The 16,843-nt window shown below is 70.5% G+C and carries 19 protein-coding genes and 1 pseudogene; 11 read left to right on the top strand and 9 right to left on the bottom strand.

Annotation, left to right across the window (positions count from 1 at the left end; genetic code table 11):
• The first annotated feature begins 50 nt into the window (after positions 1 to 50).
• Together Mam01_RS25420 and Mam01_RS25425 are read left to right on the top strand one after the other, a co-directional pair.
• Positions 51 to 1,160, top strand: coding sequence for a hypothetical protein (locus Mam01_RS25420; RefSeq protein WP_204287725.1), 1,110 nt, complete (start codon positions 51 to 53; stop codon positions 1,158 to 1,160).
• 193 nt (positions 1,161 to 1,353) lie between these two features.
• The gene (locus tag Mam01_RS25425) at positions 1,354 to 2,760 is read left to right on the top strand and encodes an AMP-binding protein (RefSeq protein WP_204287726.1); all 1,407 of its coding nucleotides are present in this window, start codon (positions 1,354 to 1,356) and stop codon (positions 2,758 to 2,760) included.
• 19 nt (positions 2,761 to 2,779) lie between these two features.
• Here Mam01_RS25425 and Mam01_RS25430 read toward each other — a convergent pair whose 3' ends face one another.
• From Mam01_RS25430 to Mam01_RS25440, 3 genes are all read right to left on the bottom strand, one after another.
• The gene (locus tag Mam01_RS25430) at positions 2,780 to 3,385 is read right to left on the bottom strand and encodes a DUF1707 SHOCT-like domain-containing protein (protein WP_204287773.1); all 606 of its coding nucleotides are present in this window, start codon (positions 3,383 to 3,385) and stop codon (positions 2,780 to 2,782) included.
• Between the two features lie 80 nt (positions 3,386 to 3,465).
• Positions 3,466 to 3,885: a hypothetical protein gene (locus Mam01_RS25435; RefSeq protein ID WP_204287727.1), complete on the bottom strand. Its 420-nt coding sequence runs from the start codon at positions 3,883 to 3,885 to the stop codon at positions 3,466 to 3,468.
• A 195-nt stretch (positions 3,886 to 4,080) separates the two neighbouring features.
• Positions 4,081 to 4,479: a histone-like nucleoid-structuring protein Lsr2 gene (locus Mam01_RS25440; RefSeq protein ID WP_239101601.1), complete on the bottom strand. Its 399-nt coding sequence runs from the start codon at positions 4,477 to 4,479 to the stop codon at positions 4,081 to 4,083.
• A 139-nt stretch (positions 4,480 to 4,618) separates the two neighbouring features.
• On the opposite strand from Mam01_RS25440, the gene Mam01_RS25445 reads away from it, so the two are divergent.
• Both Mam01_RS25445 and Mam01_RS25450 read left to right on the top strand, forming a co-directional pair.
• Positions 4,619 to 5,374 (top strand): DNA-formamidopyrimidine glycosylase family protein, encoded by a 756-nt coding sequence (locus Mam01_RS25445; protein ID WP_204287729.1) that lies wholly within the window; start codon positions 4,619 to 4,621, stop codon positions 5,372 to 5,374.
• Positions 5,371 to 6,480 carry a spore photoproduct lyase family protein gene (locus Mam01_RS25450; protein ID WP_204287730.1) on the top strand — a complete coding sequence of 370 codons (1,110 nt, stop codon included), beginning with the start codon at positions 5,371 to 5,373 and terminating at the stop codon, positions 6,478 to 6,480. The genes Mam01_RS25445 and Mam01_RS25450 overlap by 4 nt, the downstream gene beginning before the upstream one ends.
• A 108-nt stretch (positions 6,481 to 6,588) precedes the next feature.
• Here Mam01_RS25450 and Mam01_RS25455 read toward each other — a convergent pair whose 3' ends face one another.
• Positions 6,589 to 7,386: a class I SAM-dependent methyltransferase gene (locus Mam01_RS25455; RefSeq protein WP_239101602.1), complete on the bottom strand. Its 798-nt coding sequence runs from the start codon at positions 7,384 to 7,386 to the stop codon at positions 6,589 to 6,591.
• A 96-nt stretch (positions 7,387 to 7,482) separates the two neighbouring features.
• On the opposite strand from Mam01_RS25455, the gene Mam01_RS25460 reads away from it, so the two are divergent.
• The 4 genes and pseudogenes from Mam01_RS25460 (at position 7,483) to Mam01_RS25470 (ending at position 9,879) form a co-directional block, all read left to right on the top strand.
• A complete protein-coding gene (locus tag Mam01_RS25460) occupies positions 7,483 to 8,076 on the top strand; it encodes a TetR/AcrR family transcriptional regulator (protein ID WP_204287731.1) in 594 nt (197 codons plus the stop codon).
• A 122-nt stretch (positions 8,077 to 8,198) separates the two neighbouring features.
• A complete protein-coding gene (locus Mam01_RS25465) occupies positions 8,199 to 8,978 on the top strand; it encodes a class I SAM-dependent methyltransferase (protein WP_204287732.1) in 780 nt (259 codons plus the stop codon).
• 185 nt (positions 8,979 to 9,163) lie between these two features.
• Positions 9,164 to 9,409, top strand: a pseudogene (locus Mam01_RS37740) (hypothetical protein); the annotation flags it as partial.
• A gap of 131 nt (positions 9,410 to 9,540) precedes the next feature.
• Complete coding sequence (locus tag Mam01_RS25470) at positions 9,541 to 9,879, top strand: VOC family protein (protein ID WP_239101603.1); 339 nt, start codon at positions 9,541 to 9,543, stop codon at positions 9,877 to 9,879.
• Between the two features lie 111 nt (positions 9,880 to 9,990).
• Here Mam01_RS25470 and Mam01_RS25475 read toward each other — a convergent pair.
• A protein-coding gene (locus tag Mam01_RS25475; RefSeq protein WP_373868724.1) for an IS5 family transposase occupies positions 9,991 to 10,865 on the bottom strand; the annotation gives its coding sequence in 2 pieces (ribosomal slippage) (positions 9,991 to 10,475 and positions 10,475 to 10,865; 876 coding nt in all).
• A gap of 48 nt (positions 10,866 to 10,913) precedes the next feature.
• Here Mam01_RS25475 and Mam01_RS25480 point away from each other — a divergent pair.
• Positions 10,914 to 11,168, top strand: a complete 255-nt coding sequence (locus Mam01_RS25480; protein WP_204287734.1) for a hypothetical protein — start codon at positions 10,914 to 10,916, stop codon at positions 11,166 to 11,168.
• Positions 11,169 to 11,265: 97 nt separating this feature from the next.
• On the opposite strand, the gene Mam01_RS25485 is transcribed toward Mam01_RS25480, so the two are convergent.
• Entirely contained in the window at positions 11,266 to 11,883 is a 618-nt protein-coding gene (locus tag Mam01_RS25485; protein WP_204287735.1) for an HAD family hydrolase, read from the bottom strand.
• Between the two features lie 469 nt (positions 11,884 to 12,352).
• Positions 12,353 to 12,745, bottom strand: coding sequence for an IS200/IS605 family transposase (gene tnpA / locus Mam01_RS25490; RefSeq protein ID WP_204287775.1), 393 nt, complete (start codon positions 12,743 to 12,745; stop codon positions 12,353 to 12,355).
• 49 nt (positions 12,746 to 12,794) lie between these two features.
• On the opposite strand from tnpA, the gene Mam01_RS25495 reads away from it, so the two are divergent.
• Entirely contained in the window at positions 12,795 to 13,991 is a 1,197-nt protein-coding gene (locus Mam01_RS25495) for an RNA-guided endonuclease InsQ/TnpB family protein (RefSeq protein ID WP_204287736.1), read from the top strand.
• 152 nt (positions 13,992 to 14,143) lie between these two features.
• Here Mam01_RS25495 and Mam01_RS25500 read toward each other — a convergent pair whose 3' ends face one another.
• A complete protein-coding gene (locus Mam01_RS25500; protein WP_204287737.1) occupies positions 14,144 to 15,094 on the bottom strand; it encodes a Gfo/Idh/MocA family protein in 951 nt (316 codons plus the stop codon).
• A gap of 127 nt (positions 15,095 to 15,221) precedes the next feature.
• Here Mam01_RS25500 and Mam01_RS25505 point away from each other — a divergent pair, with 127 nt between their 5' ends.
• A complete protein-coding gene (locus Mam01_RS25505; RefSeq protein WP_204287738.1) occupies positions 15,222 to 15,869 on the top strand; it encodes an Ohr family peroxiredoxin in 648 nt (215 codons plus the stop codon).
• Between the two features lie 72 nt (positions 15,870 to 15,941).
• On the opposite strand, the gene Mam01_RS25510 is transcribed toward Mam01_RS25505, so the two are convergent.
• Positions 15,942 to 16,718 carry a lytic polysaccharide monooxygenase gene (locus Mam01_RS25510; protein ID WP_204287739.1) on the bottom strand — a complete coding sequence of 259 codons (777 nt, stop codon included), beginning with the start codon at positions 16,716 to 16,718 and terminating at the stop codon, positions 15,942 to 15,944.
• Positions 16,719 to 16,843: the final 125 nt, after the last annotated feature.

The raw sequence follows: 16,843 nt of genomic DNA on the forward strand, positions 1-16,843 counted from the left end.
CCGGCCGCCAGTCCGGCGGAAAACCTCACACCGCACGATATGGAGGAACGGTGACGCCGACCAACCCCCACCGCCCGAAGGAAGGACAGTCGTCCGGCCCGGGCGGACCTCGCAGGCGCATCTCCCACCCCATGATCCTCGCCACCGCGTTCGTCCTCACCGCGACCGGCGGCGTCGGAGTGGCGGCGGCCTCCGCCGCTCCCGTCACCCCGCCGACCGACGCTCCGGAACCCGTGGTGACGGCCACCGTGACGATCACGCCCACGCAGGAGACCATCCCCGCCGAGACCACCACCCCCGCGACCGCCACCACGGTGCCCCTCGTGGGCCCGTTCATCGGCGTGCTGCACGGCGAGGTGGTCGTGCCGGCCAGGAACGGGTGTGACACCGTCACGGTGTTCACCCAGACCGGCCAGGCCGTCGCCGTGGCCGAGGGCTCGGTCACCGTCCGGAGCCAGGACGGCTTCGAACAGTCCTACGCCGTCGACGACTCGACGCGGGTGTTCACGGGCCGTCGCGGCGGCGAGATCCGGCAGGACGCCTGGGTCTCGGTGGTCGCCGCGGTGCCCGCCTCCCAGTCGCCCGCCCCGCCGAGCCCGACTCCTCCGACGACGCCTGAAGCCACCCCCACTCTCCCCGAGGAGACCCCCACAGCGCCCGAAAGCACGCCGACTCCTCCCGAAGCCACCCCCACTCCCCCTCAGGAGACGCCGGCTCCCCCCGGGGAGACCCCCACGCCCGCTCCCGAGACCCTGACCCCTCCGGCTCCGGAGGCTCCCGCGGCGCCGGGCGCGACGGACTCCGTCGCGCCGAAGACCGAACCGTCGCCCGCCGCCTCTCAGGGGGAGACCGCGGCGGCCGCCTACGTCTTCGATCTCTCCCGGCCGAGCAGGAAGCTGTGGAACCTCGGCAAGGGCTCGCCGTACTTCCCGCACTGGCGCTCCGGCAAGCTGGCCTGGCACACGCCGAAGCCCTGCGCGACGCCGACGGTCACGCCCACGGCGCCGAACGACACTCCCACCGAGACCCCCACAGAGACCCCCACCGACACCCCGACCGCACCGACCACCCCGAGCGCTCCGGCGGAGACGCCCACCGACCCCGTGTCCCCCACCGCTGAGCCGACGCTCCCGGACGCCCCGGCTCCGCCCGGGTCCTGATCGCCCCGTACGGCCGGCCCTCGCCTCGGCGCGAGGGCCGGCCGTACGGCTGCCCGGCGTGAGAAGAGGCCGCGCGCCGGGAGGCGGCCATCCCCGGCGCGCGGGAGGAAGCCGCCTATACTGCCGCTGCCGGCGGATCGGAGCGATGCCTTCCGTGCCACCCTCGAAGTACCGACGAAAGGTGACGCAGGCCATGCTGGAAGGACTTCGACAGGCGGCCGGAAGAGACGGCGCCGCCGCCGTACGGCTCGGAGACGACGCGCTGGCGCCGGAGGAACTGCTGCGCGCCGCGAGCGCCGTGGCCGGCGGGATCGCGGGCGCCCCCTCGGTCGCCGTCCACGCCACCCCGACCATGGACACCGTGATCGCGGTGGTCGCGGGACTGCTCGCGAACGTCCCGGTCGTGCCGGTGCCCCCCGACGCCGGGCCGATGGAGCGCGACCACATCCTCCTGGACTCGGCTCCCGCGCTCATGCTGGCGGCGAAGGGCGCGCTGGAGGACCCGGGCGTCTCCGGCATCCCCGTCGTCCCGGTGGACGACGTCGCGGGCGCGGAGACGTCCTTCCTCAGCCCGGAGCCCGGCTCGACCGCCCTGGTGCTCTACACCAGCGGCACGACGGGCCGCCCGAAGGGCGTGCGGATCTCCCACGGCGCGATCACGGCCAACCTCGGCGCGCTCGCGGAGGCGTGGGCGTGGACGGAGGAGGACACCCTGGTCCACGGGCTGCCGCTGTTCCACGTCCACGGCCTGATCCTTGGCGTGCTCGGCGCCTTCCACACCGGCTCGGCACTCGTACACACGGGACGGCCGTCCCCCCGCGCGTACGCCGCGGCGCCGGGGACCGTCTACTTCGGCGTCCCCACCGTGTGGTCGCGGGTCCGCGACGACCCGGAGTCGGCGCGGGCGCTGCGCGGCGCCAGGCTGCTGGTCTCCGGCAGCGCTCCGCTCCGGCCGGCGCTCTTCGACGACGTGCGGGCCCTCACCGGGCACGCCCTGCTCAACCGGTACGGCATGACCGAGACGCTGGTCACGCTCAGCGGCCGGGCCGGAGAGGACCAGACACCCGGCTGGGTCGGGACCGCCCTGCCGGGCGTGGAGACCCGGCTGGTGGCGGAGGACGGCGCCCTCCTGCCCCACGACGGCTCCGCCCTGGGCGAGCTCGAGGTGCGGGGGCCGAGCCTGTTCACCGAATACACCAACGCGCCGGAGGCCACGGCGGCCTCGATGACCGCGGACGGCTGGTTCCGCACCGGCGACCTGGCGATCGTCGGACCCGGTGGCGCCCACCGGATCATGGGCAGGGCGTCGACCGACTTCATCAAGACCGGCGGCTTCAAGGTGAGCGCCGCCGAGGTGGAGGACGCTCTCCTGGCGCATCCGGCGGTGCGCGAGGCCGCCGTCGTGGGCGCCCCCGACGACGATCTCGGGGAGCAGATCCACGCCTACGTCGTGGCGGACGCGGTCGCGGCCGACGAGCTCGTGAACTTCGTCGCCACCGAGTTGTCCGTCCACAAGCGGCCCCGGCAGGTGAACTTCGTGCCGGAGCTGCCCAAGAACCGGCTCGGCAAGGTCGTCAAGGGCGAGCTCGGCCGCCGGTGAGCGCATCGGGGGGCGCGGCTCAGCGGTCGCGCCTGCGCTTGGTCCTGCCGCTCACCCCGCCGAACAACGCCAGGCCCCGCACCACGACCACGGGCGCCGAGGGATCGATGTCCGGGCCGTTGTTCACGTCGAAGCCGCCGAATATGCCCGTCCCGTGACAGCGCAGCTCGACCCCCTCGGGCACGATGATCTCGGCGCCGCCGAAGATCGCGTTGACCGTTATCTCGACCTCCTTCGCCTCGAACTCGGCGGAGGTCAGGTCGAACTGCACCCCGCCGAAGACGGCGAGCGCCCTGGTCCGCCGCCGTACCCTCCAACGGCCCTTGCGCACGGCGCCGCCGAAGACGGCGACGACGCTCTCGGGCTCGGAGGTCGCGTCCGGGTGGTAGGACACCGGGGTCGCGGCCGGACGGTGCCGGTCGACCTGCAGGTCGTGGGTGAGCACGTCGAGCTCACCCACGGTCTTCGCCTGGTAGAGGGTGTCCAGGCGTTCGGAGTACTCGTCATGACTCAGCTGGCCGTTGCTCAGGGCCTCGCCGAGCAGGGCGGCGACCTGCTCCCTGTTGCTGTCCGAGGCACGCAGGTGCGACGTCCGCGAGTCACGACGCTCGGGGGGGTTATCCATGACGGTCACGATAGTTCTCCTCGGCGGCCGGCGCCCCTCCACACGCCTGACGGGCGTGGAGGGGCGCCTTCCACCGGTGTTTAGTTGTAACAGCCGTAGTCGTCGTAGCAGTCGTAACCCCAGACGGCGTTGGCCCAGAGACAGGTGTCCCACCAGGAGTCGTTCCACGAGGGAACGACACTGCCGCACGTCTCCCCGTACCCATAGGAGGAGGTGGTGCCCCAGTTGTTGAAACTGTTGTCGGCGGTGTTGTTGATACCGACGGCGGAGTAGCCGTCTCCGTACCCGGTGGTGCCGCACGGGTTGAGGGCGGTGGTGCGCCAGTTGTCGAAGCTGTTCGCGAAGGTGTTGTTGAACAGGACTTCTTCAGCCGGGCTCGAGTATCCGTATTCGGTTGGAGCGGTCGCCGCGCCCGCGGCCGTGGCGCTCAGCGCGAGAGCGCCACCGGCGAGCGCGGTGGAGAATGCGAATCCGGCGATGACCTTCTTGAGCTTGGACATTCGTCCCCCCTAAAGGATCAACTGCCTGATTTGCACGACATGCACTCTTAGAGTGCTATGTCGTTTAGTGACCGTTGTGCCGCCATCACCCCGCGCTTGCATGGTTTCCAGGCCGAATGACCGATAAACGGCGATTTACCGTGTTTGATGCCTCATTGTGAGCATTAGAGCGTCACAAGTCCACTTATGAGTTATTCATCCCGAAATGTCCGATTCTGTGTCGCCTGCGGACGCCTCCTCGGAGGCCTCCTCCGGAGCGGCGTCGGGGTGGGCCGCGACGAACCGTTCGAGGATCTCGTCGGGCACCTTTCCGCGCGCGGGCACCTCCAGCCCCTGCTCGCGGGCCCACTCGCGGACGTCGGTGAGCGTGTGGCCGCGCAGGCGCGGCGAGGCGTCCGCGGCCTTCTTCGCGCGCGACGCCTGCTTCACCTCGCGGGCGTTCTCCAGGACTTCCTCGACGAAGGCGAGCGCCTCGTTCAGGCGCTTGTGGTTCTCGTCGCACAGGTCGATGGCGAAGGTCCGGTTCAGCAGCGGGAACTCCCGTCTCGCCACGTCGTCGCCCTCGGAGTGGTCGAGGTCGTCAACCAGTATCACCTTCTGCGCCACGTGCCGCCCTTTCCCAGGTGGATCTACGTCTTTGCGAACCGTGGCATCCTACTCGGGCCGGTCCCCCGCCACTCGCCGGTGCGCCGGCCGGGTGTGACTTCGGAGGCGGGGCGGGTAGGGCCAGGGCATGCCGGAAGGGCATCTGGTCCATCGCCACGCACGCGAGCAGCACGACGCGCTCGCCGGGCGCGTGGTCAGGGCCACCAGTCCCCAGGGCAGGTTCGACGCGGGCCCGTACGACGCCAGGGTCGTCGAGCGCGTGGAGGCCCTCGGCAAGCACCTGCTCTACCGACTGGAGGGCGCCCCGCCCATCCACGTCCACCTCGGCATGCGGGGCCTCTTCCTGCGGTACGACGACCCCTCGGCCGAGCCGCGCAGGGGCACCCGGCTGCGCCTGGCCACCGGCGACGTGGCGTTCGACCTGATCGCCCCCATGCGGTGCGAGCCGCTGGGCGAGGAGGAGCTCCGGGCGCTCAGGGCGGCGACCGGCCCCGACCCGCTGCGCGCGGACGCCCGCCGGGAGGACGCCGTACGGCGCCTGCTCGCGGCCCGCTCCCCGGTCGGCGCGGCCGTGCTCGACCAGCGGGTGTGGGCCGGGATCGGCAACGCCTGGCGGGCGGAACTGCTCTTCCTCGCCGGCCTCGATCCCCGCGCCGCCGGCATCGGCGCGGAGGCGGCCGGGCGGCTGTGGGACACCGCCGTGCGCTATCTCGCCCTCGGCCGCGACGCCGGGCAGGTGGTCAGCGACCCGGACGCGCCGGACGAGCGCTGGGTCTACAAACGTGAGCGCTGCCGCCGCTGCGGAACCGCCGTCCGCACCTGGACGCTGGCCGCGAGGACGGCGTACGCGTGCCCGCTCGACCAGCCCGCGCATGCCCCTTGACCTGGGAAGTCACGCCGCCGCCCGGGCGTTACACCCAGGTGAACGAAGGCCACCGGCTCCTGGACATCCGCCGCCTTTACGTCGAGCCCGCGGCGGCCGAACTGCCGCGCGGCAAGGAGATCCTCCAGCGGTTCCCCGACGCCGAGCGCGTCGAGATCGAGTCGCACCACCGGATCCCCGAGCTGTACGGAGACGAGGCGAACGTCGCCCGCTGGGTGAGGATCAAGACCGAGGCGCTGGTCCTCGGCGTCAAGAAGTCGCTCACCGCGCGGCCGAACGGCCGGTCGAGCGACTTCATCGCGCCCTCCACCGCCAACGGCTGCGCGATGGCCTGCGCGTACTGCTACGTGCCGCGCCGCAAGGGCTACAGCAACCCGATCACGGTGTTCGCGAACATCGACAAGATCACGGGGTATCTCGCCCGGCACGCGGGACGGCAGGGCGTCAAGCCCGAGCCCAACCAGGTCGACCCGCACGCCTGGGTGTACGACATCGGCGAGAACTCCGACTGCTCGGTGGACGCGACCGTCTCCGGGAACGTGCGCGACCTCGTCGGCCTGTTTCGCGACCTGCCGAACGCCAAGGCGAGCTTCGCGACCAAGTACGTCAACCGCGAGCTGCTCGGCTGGGACCCGCGCGGCCGTACGCGCGTCCGGTTCAGCCTGATGCCGGCCGCGGACGCCAAGCTGCTCGACATCCGCACCTCGCCCGTCGCCGACCGCATCGCGGCCATCGACGACTTCGTCGAGGCGGGTTACGAGGTGCACGTCAACTTCAGCCCCGTCGTCGTACGGGACGGCTGGCTGGAGGACTGGGCGGAGCTGCTCGGGCAGCTCGACGACGCGCTGGGCCCGGCGGCGCGCGCGCAGCTCGCCGCCGAGGTCATCTTCCTGACGCACAACGACCGGCTGCACGAGGTCAACCTCGGCTGGCATCCCAAGGCCGAGGAGGTGCTGTGGCGCCCCGACCTCCAGCAGCCCAAGCGCTCGCAGACCGGCGGATGGAACGTCCGCTACAAGACCGGCCACAAGGGCCGCTACGTCACCGCGCTCACGGATCTGATCGCCGACAGGCTGCCGTACTGCACCGTCCGCTACGCGTTCTGATCGCCTGACGCGGTCCCGGCTCACCGAGCCTGCCCGCCGCTCTCGCGGACGACGTCGGGCCTGTTGGTGATGATCCCGTCCACGCCCGCGCCGGCCAGGCCGTACGGGTCAAAGGCGCGCGGCGGTGACCACGACCGTCGCGTAGGCCATGGTGAAGCCGCCGCCGATCGCGTCGATCGCGGCCCCGACCTCGGCGAGCATCTCCGACAGCGTGTCCGGCGGGAGCCGGGTCAGGATCCCGGACGTGGGCAACTGGTCCAGCCACTCGTCTCGGGTGTAGAACCGCTGCCAGTCGAACCGCCACTCCTCGGGCTCGCCGAACGCGCCCGCCTCCCTGATGCCGTCGGCGGCCCTGGCCAGCAGTGGCCGATATCCGTCGAGGGCCGTCTTCGGCGGGCCGCTCTCCTGCGGGGGAAAGCCGGGTATCACCCGCCGGTAGACCTCGGCGAGGGCCCCCGCCAGAGCGGTCGGTGGCTCGAACACGTGCCAGAACGCCGCCAGACGGCCACCGGGGCGCAGCACCTCCGCGGCCTTGACCGCTCCGGCGACCGGGTCGACCCAGTGCCAGGCCGTCCCGGCGACGACCGCGTCGAACGTACGGCCGGCGGGGTGCCAGGCCTCGAACGTCGCCACCTCGACCTCGATTCCACTGCCGCGCGCGAAGGCGGCCATCCGCGGATCGGGTTCGACGCCGAGCACCCGGCAGCCCGCCGACCGGAACTGCCGCGCCTCGATGCCGGTGCCGCAGCCGACGTCGAGGACCTCGGGCCCGGGACATGCCGCGACGATCCGTTCCACCATGGCGTCGGGATAGGCGGGCCGGGTGCGGTCGTACCGCTCGGCGTCCTCCCCGAACGACTCCGCCATCTGCCTGGCCTCGTGTGGTGCGCCTTCGAAAGTGGGCATGTGCCCACTTATAGTGGGCACATGCCCACTCGTCAACCACGCTCTTCAGAGGGTGGCACCGGTAAAGTCGGTCGTGGCGGAGAGGAGGGACGAACGGTGCCGACGGGAGTGGCCCTCCGCGACGTACGCACGCAGTTGTTCGAGGCGGCCGAGCGCGTCCTGCTCAGGGACGGACCGAGCGCGCTGACCAGCCGGGCGGTCACCACCGAGGCGGGCTGCGCCAAGGGCGTCCTGCACCGGCACTTCGCCGACTTCGACGCCTTCCTCGCCGAGCTGGTGCTCGACGGCATCGCCAGGATCGACCGGCAGGCCGCCGCTCTGCGCGCGTCCGCCGGGACCGGCACCGTCGCCGGCAACCTCACCGACGTGCTGACGGACCTGTTCGGGTCGGTCGCCGTCGCGATCGTCAGTCTGATCATCTCCCGCGACGGCCTGCGCGCCCGGCTACGTCAGGCCAGGCCCGGCCAGGGCCTTCCGCTCCTCACGGAGGCCGCGGCCATGCTCGCCGTCTACCTCGCCGCCGAGCGCGACCTGGGCCGGATCGCGGCGGACGCCGACGTCGACACGCTCGCTCCCACCCTGCTCGGCGCCTCACACCTGCTGTTCGCCGACCGCGACGGCGGTCCGCCCCAGGCCGACGCCGTGCACAGGATGGTGGACACCGTCATCGCCGGTGTCGTACGCGACTGAGCCGCGAGCCACACCCTCCTGCGCATAATCACGTGAGCGCCGGAAGCGCTGCGGCTAACGTGACGAGGTATGACGAGGCTGGCGCTCTTCGACCGGGGAACCCGTTGTTCCGGTGGCCGGGCGTGAACGACGACGACCGGCTGATGTTGCGCCGTACCTTCACCGAGGACGCCGCGCTGTACGACCGGATGCGGCCCGGCTACCCGGCCGCGATGTTCGAGCACATCCCCCGGGGCAGCCGGGTGCTGGAGATCGGCTGCGGCACCGGTCAGGCCACGGTCACCCTCGCCGGACGCGGTTGCGCGGTCACAGCGGTCGAACTCGGGGCCGACATGGCGGCGCTCGCCCGCCGCAAGCTCGCCCCGTACGCCGGTGTGGAGGTGGTCAACGCGGCCTTCGAGGAGTGGCCGCTGCCCCCGGAGCCGTTCGACGTCGTCTTCGCCGCCACCAGCTTCCACTGGCTCGACCCGGCCACACGCGTGGGCAGGTCGGCCGACGCGTTGCGGCCGGGCGGCCGGCTGGCCGTCGTCTCGACCGAGCACGTCGCCGGTGGCACCGAGGCGTTCTTCGCCGAGGTGCAGCGCTGCTACGAGCGCTGGGACCCCGCCACGCCGCCCGGCCTGCGGTTGACACCCGCGAGCGACATCCCGTACGACAGCGACGAGATCGACGCCTCCGGCCGCTTCGCCCCGGTGCGGTTCCACCGCTACGAGTGGGACCACGCCTACACGACGCGGGAGTATCTCGACCTGCTCAGCACCTACTCCGGCCACCGCGCCCTGCCCGCCGAGGCCCGTACGGGGCTGCTCGACTGCATCGCGGCACTCATCGACAGCCGGTACGGCGGACACATCGTCAAGCGCTACCTCACCCAACTCGCCCTCGCGGACAGGCTCGGCTGACGGGCAGGCTCGGCTGACGGGCAGGCCACCTTCTCCGGTGCCGCCACGCTTCAGATCTATCCCGTCACATCTTCCGGCAGCATCCTCCCGACGCTCCGCCAGGCTTGTCGGCCCTGACGGCTAAGCTCGGTTCGAGGTGTCGCCCAGGGCTACCGTGGTCGTGAGGGGGAAAGCACAACCTCGCACCCGTCAACGCCCTGCTCGCGCATTGGTGGCACATGGCCAGGATGAAGGCCGCCGGGGAGTACGAAGCGGTCCTTGAACACGGCGCCCGCGTCCAAGAACAGATCGAAAGCGGTGAATACGTCCCGGGCAGACCCTTGCGGGAGGTCCTAGCCGAACGAGCGTCCCAGCTCGGCGTGGATCTCGACCTCCAGGGTGTGTATCGAAAGCGCCGCTCGCAGCCGCCCGTTGCTCTGAGGCAGGGATAAACCGCTACCTCAGCGGTGGATGTGGCGAGTACGGTGTGGCTGTAGGCCGGTGATCACGTGCAGCGGCGGCTCACGGAGACAGACGCGCGGACACGAAGGAGCGAATGGTGCCAGGCGCTGTACTGCGAGGGGTGACTCTGGACTGTGCCGACCCGCAGACGCTGGCGGGCTTCTACGGTGCGCTGACCGGGATGCGCGAGCTCTTCAGTACGAGCGAGTTCGTCGCTCTGACGAACGGCTCCGGCTGTGATCTGGGATTCCAGCGGGTTGACGGATACCGGGCTCCGCAGTGGCCGGGTCAGGACGTGCCACAACAGTTCCACCTGGATTTCCGCGCTGACGACCTCGATGCGATGGAAGAGCTGGCGCTGGAACTCGGCGCGGCCAAACCGGACCATCAGCCCGGCGACGGACGCTGGCGAGTATTGCTGGATCCGGCTGGCCACCCCTTCTGCCTGACGTCTTCCTGACATCGTCGGCGTGACAGGTGTCCCCCGTCAGATGCCGTAGCGCTCAGGCTTGGGCGAGCTGTTTATCAGCTGCTCGCCGCCTCGGAGAGGGCATGGCGTCGAATGTACTGGTCACAGCCACTCGTTGATGGCCGCTACCAGGACGGTTGCCTCGTATCTGACCGCGAGTTTGTCGTACCTCGTGGCCACGGCGCGGTGTCTCTTGAGGCGATTGATGCCGCACTCGACTGCGTTCCGAGCCTTGTAGTCCTCCGGGTCGAACTTCGGTGGACGGCCACCGCGGGAGCCAAGTTTCCTTCGGTTGCGGGCCTGGTCGGCCTTGTCCGGGATGGTGCACTGGATGCCGCGTCTGCGCAGGTAGGAGCGGTTCTTGCGGGAGGCGTACGCCTTGTCGGCGCGTACTCGGTTCGGCGTGGTGCGCGCTCTGCCCAGCCCCAGGCGACGCACGCGGATCTTCTTCAGTACGGGTTCAAACTGCGGGGAATCGCCACGCTGCCCGGCCGTGATCACGATCGACATGGGTTTCTGGCCCTGCTCGACGGCCAGGTGCAACTTGGTGGTCAGGCCGCCACGCGAGCGTCCGAGCCCGTGGTCGTCCGGCTCGGTGGCGACGCCACCGGGCGGTTCGACCTGCAGGTCCCCCTTTTCCGTGCTCCGGCGGCGTGCTGGTGGGCCCGGCAGACGGTGGAGTCGACGTTGATGTCCCAGGTGATCAGCTGCTTCGCGTCCGCCTGGGCCTGCAGCCCGGCGAAGATCCGCTGCCAGGTGCCGTCCCGCTGCCAGCGTCGGAACAGGTCGTACACCCGACCCCAGGGCCCGTACCGCTCCGACACATCCCGCCACGGTGTCCCGGTCCGCGTCCGCCACCGTATGCCGTCGATCAGCCTCCGCCTGGCCCAGATCGGCGGCCGGCCCGGCTTCGCGCCCATCGGCAACAACGGCTCCAGCCGGGCCCACTGCGTATCCGTCAGATCTCCACGTGCCACGGGACAAGATCATCCCAGCTCAAGCTCTACTTCCGATACACGCCCTAGATGTACACGGTCGGCAAGAGCAAGCAGGCAGACGAGCAGATCACCGCCCTTCCGGTGGAGGCGCTCGCGGCGTTCCACGAGGTGACCGTGTTCCTCCAAGTCGCACCGTGGAGCGGCAACCCCTTCGTGAGAGAGCGTCCCGACGCCCCGATGCGGACGCAGACGTTCGGGGACGGCGGTTCTGGCATGGTCACTTGCCTGATCATCGAGTATCGGCGCCTCGTGGAGATCATCCACGTCGCCTGGTACGGCTGAACAGACAAGCAGGACAAGCGCGTAGCGGGCCTCGGGTCGAATCGACCGGTTGGCCGAGACGAGAGTCTTGGCCGATGAGGATCAGTTCGGCTGAGGGTCAGCCGAGCAGGGGGGTGAGAGCGGCTTCGAGGTCAGGCACGCCGGTGAACAGGACGGCGGTCATACCGAGCGCCCGGGCCGCCTCGACGTTCTCCATGCGGTCGTCCACGAAAAGACATCGGTGCGCCGGAACCCCCGCCCGCTCGGCGGCGATCTCGTAGATGCGGTGGCCGGGCTTGGTCACTCCCACGCGGGCGCTGCTGACCACCTCGTCGGCGAAGTGGGCCAGGCCCAGCCACGCGAGGTCGTCCTCCAGGTCCAGCGTCGCGTTGGTCACGAGCACGACGGGCAGGTGCGCCTGGGCCCGGCGCAGCAGGCCGAGCACGTCCTCGTCCACTCGTGTCGGTGTCTTCATGAACGCCGTGACCAGGGCGCGGGCCCGCTCCGGCGGCACCTGCCGGGCCAGGGCGGCCTCGGCCGCGTCCTTCCACTGCTCGACGGTGATCTGCCCCAGCAGGGCCGGCAGGCCGACCTCGGGCGCGAAGACGACCTTCGTCGTGGTGCCCTCGGCGAGACCGGCCGCGCGCTCCAGCTCGGCCAGTTCCGTCTGGTCATGGAAACGGATGACGCCGTCGAAGTCGCACAGCACCGCGTCGAACGGCCGGGGGGTCGCCATCGCCCATGCATACCACGGAGTGGCCCGCATCCACGGCGCTCCGCTCACGGCAACGGGCTCCGGCCGGTACTCGGGTGATGTCGAAAGCGGGCGCCTGACTCCGTCCCAGCGGGTGACGGCGCCCTTCCGTGAGGCAACGCGGAACGGAGCGGCGGACAGACGACCGGTAGGAGGCCGGAATGCGCAAAGTGATCGCGAATGAGTGGATGACGCTGGACGGGGTGGTGCAATCTCCCAGCTATGCCGACGAGGACGTGACCGGTGGCTTCCGGCACGGTGGCTGGCATACCCGCTACTTCGACGAGTTGTCCATGACCTGGGTGATCGAGAATGTGCGCGGCGCGGGCGGCTACCGGATTCGTCCGCAGTGCTCCGGGCTTCAGTTCAGGCCGGGGGTGAAGCGGACTTGCCCGCGTAGCGGGGCAGGGCAAGCCGATCCGCCGCCAACCAGCTCATGCGTCCAGCGGGCTCAGACGGGGCGGTCTTGCTGCTCGATGTACTGGCGCAGGACGCGGATCGGTGCGCCGCCCACGCTCCCGGCGAAGTAGGAGCCCGACCACAGCTTGTTCGCCCGGTAATAGTGGCGGGCCGGTTCGGGGAACTCGGTCCGCATCCGCCGGGAGGACACCCCTTTCGCCGAGTTGACGAGGCAGGACAGGGCGACCTTGGGCGGGAAGTTCACCAGCAGGTGCACGTGGTTGGCCTCGCCGGTGAACTCGGCCAGTTCGCATCCAAAGTCCGCGCAGACGTCCCGCATGATCTGCTCCATGCGCTCCAGGTGTGCCCCGGTGAACACCCGATGCCGGACCTTGGTCACGAAACCAAGTGAGCGTGCAGGACGAGAACGCGGAGAGCCTGCCAGTTCTGAGGTCTCCCTGTAATCAACCACGCACCCTCGGTAAAATCATGGTGTGCGGCTCCGGTACAACTTCCGCCTCTATCCGACGCCGGGCCAGCGTCACGCGCTGGCCCGCGCGTTCGGGTGCGCGCGGGTGGTGTTCAACGACGGGCTGCGCGCACGACACGACGCACGCGAGAACGGACAGCCGTACATCTCGGATGGGGAGTTGTCCAAGCGGGTTATCACGCAGGCGAAGAACACCCCCGATCGCGACTGGCTGGGCGAGGTGTCCGCCGTGGTGTTACAGCAGGCGCTGGCGGATCTGAACACCGCCTACCGGAACTTCTTCGCCTCGGTCACGGGAAAGCGGCAGGGGCCGAAACTCGCCCCGCCCCGGTTCCGGTCCCGCAAGGACAACCGGCAGGCGATCCGCTTCACCAAGAACGCCCGGTTCTCCATCACCACGGGCGGGAAACTACGGTTACCGAAGATCGGCGATGTGCCGGTTCGCTGGTCGCGGGACCTGCCCGCCGGACCATCTTCGGTGACGGTGGTCAAGGACAGGGCCGGCCGATACTTCGCATCCTTTGTGATCGAGGTCGCCGAGCGGCCCCTGCCATCGGTCGAGCCCGAGACGGGGATAGACCTGGGGCTGTCGGCCTTCGCGGTCCTGTCGAACGGCCGGAAGATCGACTCCCCGCGTTTCCTGCGCCGAGCCGAGAAGAAGCTCAAGCGGCTCCAGCGGGCGCTGTCGCGCAAAGCCGAGGGATCGAACAACCGGGCCAAGGCCCGGCAGAAGGTTGCCCGTCAGCACGCGAAGGTCGCCGACGCGCGCCGCGAGTTCCACCACCAGCTCTCCACTCGGATAGTCCGCGACAACCAAGCGATCTACGTGGAAGACCTGGCGGTCAAGGGGCTGGCGCGCACCAGGGTGGCCAAGAGCGTGCATGACGCGGGCTGGTCGGCCTTCGCCGGCATGCTGGAATACAAAGCCCGCCTGTACGGCCGGATTTTCCACCGGATCGACCGGTGGTTCCCCTCCTCCAAGCTCTGCTCAGGATGCGGGGCACTGGCCGAGTCGATGCCGCTTGCCGTCCGGTGGTGGACCTGCCCCTGCGGGGCGGTCCACGACCGGGACGTCAACGCCGCGATCAACATCCTCGCCGCCGGACGGGCGGAGAGACCAAACGCCTGTGGAGCGCAGGTAAGACCAGGCCCTGGCCTGGCACAGCGCGAGGAAGCAGGAAGCCTCAGAGGTGCCGCGTGAACGCGCGGCACGGGCTGAATCCCCGGCCGTCAGGCCGGGGAGCGCGTCAACTGCTGGGACGCGGCACCTACGAGCGCTTCGCCGCCCACTGGCCGACCTCGCCCGGAGGGGGAGGCTGACGGCCGGGGCCGGGGCCGGGGGGGAGGGTGCGGTCAGCGGAGCAGGTCGAGGGCCCGGGCGGTGCCGAGGGAGTCGTCGACGGCGGTGTGCCGGGGCTCGGCCTCGCCGCGCAGCACCTCGTGGATGTGGCGGATGCCGAAGGAGAATGTCGAGCCCTCCCCCGGCTCGTGCCGCTGGACCGGCCGCTCCTCGCGCCAGACCTCCATCACGTCGTGCGGCTTCGGGTGGAAGGGATTGGTCAGGCGGATCTCCCCGCCGGTGCCGACCAGCCGGGCGTACGTCGTGAACGGCAGGTCGAAGCTGCAGCTCAGCAGCAGGCGGCCGGGATCGAACTCGAGCACTCCGGCGGTCTCGACGTCCACCCCGGCCTCGCCCTTGACCGTGACGGCGTGACCGGCCACGGCCTCGCGGCCGAACAGCAACTGCGCGAACCGTACGGAGTAGCAGCCCACGTCGTAGAGGGCGCCGCCGCCGAGGGCCGCGTCGAGCCTGATGTTCTCCGCGCCCTCGAGCTGGAAGTGGAAGGACGACCAGATCTCCCGCAGGTCGCCGATGGCGCCCTGTTCGAGGAGCTCGCGCAGCCGGGCCGTCTGCGGGTGGAACGGGAAGACGAACGCCTCCCAGAGCGGGCGGGCCGACCGGCGGGCCACGTCGATCACGCTTTCGGCCTCCGTGGCCGTGAGGCAGAGCGGCTTCTCGCACAGCACCGCCTTGCCGGCCTCCAGGGCGGCGATCGTCCACGGCGCGTGCAGGGCGTTCGGGAGCGGGACGTAGACCGCGTCGATGTCCGGGTCCTCGATCACGGCCTCGTACCCGCGCACCGCACGGCCGACGCCGTTCTCACCGGCGAACGCCTCGGCCCGCGCGAGGTCGCGGCCCGCCACGACGGCGGCCGTGCCGCCGCCCGCCTCGCGCAGACCCGGAAGGAACGCCCGGGCGGCGATGCCCGCCGTGCCGAGGATGCCCCACCGAACACCGCTCATACCGATCCACTCCTCGTCGCCCAGATCCTGCGGGGACGGTAGCACAGGTGAATCTTTGCCCCTGGATTCCGATATCAGGCAGGTCAGAGGGGTACGCCACCCGCCGATCCATGACGGGGGAAACGCGATGAGCGAGGAAATACGGCGGTTCACTCACCTGCCGGGCGACCGGGCACCGGGGCCCGACTATTCGGGCCCCGGGGTGGAGGCGGAGCTCACCGGGCTCATGCGCCCGGACGAAGCCCGGCCCGGAGCCCGACCCAAGGACCGGGCTGGCGAACAGCCCGGCGAGGCGGCGCAGCCAGGCCCGGCCCGGGAAGGCGGGCCGGGGCAGGAGCGGCGCGGCGATCGCGGCGGTGACGGGTCGTACGACGGCCTCTACACGGCCCGCGCCTCGTCCGTCCTGGGAAAGGTGGCCTCCGACGACGGCCTGCTCGACGTGCGCATCAAGGCGCCCCCGGAGCTGGGCGGGCCGGGCGGGGAGACCAACCCCGAACAACTGCTCGCGGCGGCGTACGCGTCGTGCTTCCACAACTCGCTGACCCTGGTCGCCGGACGCCAGGGCACCCGGACCGCCGACGCCACCGTCGACGCCTCCGTCACGCTGCGCAAGAGGGGCATCGCCGACGACTACACGATCAGTACGGACGTGACCGTACGCCTGCCGGGGGTCGAGCCCGAGACGGCCCGGCGGCTGGTGGACGAGGCCCACCGCGAGTGCCCGTACTCCCGCGCCTTCACACAGGGCGCCGAGGTCCACGTCCACGTCGCCTGAATCGCGTCCCTGACCGTACACGGCCCGTGCCCGGGGGAACACGGACCGCGTACGAGCCGGCCGGGACGGGACTTAGACCCTCTGCCAGAGCGCCGGGACGTTCGGCGGCTCCCAGCCGGTGAGCGCGGTGTGCGCCTGGATGCATCGGTAGGTCAGGCCTGCGTAGGTGACCCGGTCTCCCACCTTGTACGCCGTACCGGCTGCCCAGGTGCCACCCGGGACGGTCGGGGTCGGCGAGGGACTGCGCGTGGGAGAGGCGCTGGGAGAAGGACTGGGCGAAGGGCTCGGCGAGGGGGTGCGCTGCGGCGTCGGGGACGGGCTCGGGCTGGGCGTCCCACCCGAACCGACCTGGAGGTCGACGCAGGCGTAGAAGGCGTTCGTCGTGTCGGCCACGTTCCAGACGGCGAGCACCTTCTGCCGGCCCGTACGGCCGCCCAGATTCACACTGTGGGTGACCATGGCCGGCGGCTGCGCGCCGTGGTCGTCGAAGACGGCGATCCGCGTGCCTCCGATGTAGTACTCCCACGTGCTCGTCGAGTGGCGGGCGGTCAGCGTCCAGGTGAAGGTGACGGTGTTGCCGACGCTGGTCGCGGGCCACGACCGGCTCTCGTCGTCGAGCTGGGCGAACCGGGCGTTGCCGCCGCTGCAGCTTCGCAGCCCCTTCGGCCCTTCCACGCTCTGGGGTTCGTACACGATGTCGCCGCAGTTGGGGACGCGGCCCTGCGCGCACATCGCCTGCCGGCTCGCCGGCGACACGATGTATCCGTGCGCCTGGGCGGGCGAGGCGACGAACACGGTGGCACCGATGACGACCGTCGCCGTCGCGAGGAAGGTCAGCGCTCTTCGCATGTGGTGCTCCTCACTGCTGGGGGGTGGCGCAAATATAAAAGAAAGTTTCCTAAGAGTGAAGGCCCAATAGCTGCGTCTACCTGCGACATTAAGATCTTTTAGGATGGATCGGTCCACCAACGCCG

This window comes from Microbispora amethystogenes (assembly GCF_016863015.1).
GTDB lineage: Bacteria > Actinomycetota > Actinomycetes > Streptosporangiales > Streptosporangiaceae > Microbispora > Microbispora amethystogenes.

What these genes read in the sequence shown, in the direction of transcription:
- Mam01_RS25480 (WP_204287734.1), top strand. Translation starts at nt 10,914, where the DNA reads ATGTACACGGTCGGCAAGAGCAAGCAGGCAGACGAGCAGATCACCGCC.
- Mam01_RS25500 (WP_204287737.1), bottom strand. Translation starts at nt 15,094, where the DNA reads ATGAGCGGTGTTCGGTGGGGCATCCTCGGCACGGCGGGCATCGCCGCC.
- Mam01_RS25430 (WP_204287773.1), bottom strand. Translation starts at nt 3,385, where the DNA reads ATGGATAACCCCCCCGAGCGTCGTGACTCGCGGACGTCGCACCTGCGT.
- Mam01_RS25510 (WP_204287739.1), bottom strand. Translation starts at nt 16,718, where the DNA reads ATGCGAAGAGCGCTGACCTTCCTCGCGACGGCGACGGTCGTCATCGGT.
- Mam01_RS25485 (WP_204287735.1), bottom strand. Translation starts at nt 11,883, where the DNA reads ATGGCGACCCCCCGGCCGTTCGACGCGGTGCTGTGCGACTTCGACGGC.
- Mam01_RS25445 (WP_204287729.1), top strand. Translation starts at nt 4,619, where the DNA reads ATGCCGGAAGGGCATCTGGTCCATCGCCACGCACGCGAGCAGCACGAC.
- Mam01_RS25435 (WP_204287727.1), bottom strand. Translation starts at nt 3,885, where the DNA reads ATGTCCAAGCTCAAGAAGGTCATCGCCGGATTCGCATTCTCCACCGCG.
- Mam01_RS25455 (WP_239101602.1), bottom strand. Translation starts at nt 7,386, where the DNA reads ATGCCCACTTTCGAAGGCGCACCACACGAGGCCAGGCAGATGGCGGAG.
- Mam01_RS25505 (WP_204287738.1), top strand. Translation starts at nt 15,222, where the DNA reads ATGAGCGAGGAAATACGGCGGTTCACTCACCTGCCGGGCGACCGGGCA.
- Mam01_RS25425 (WP_204287726.1), top strand. Translation starts at nt 1,354, where the DNA reads ATGCTGGAAGGACTTCGACAGGCGGCCGGAAGAGACGGCGCCGCCGCC.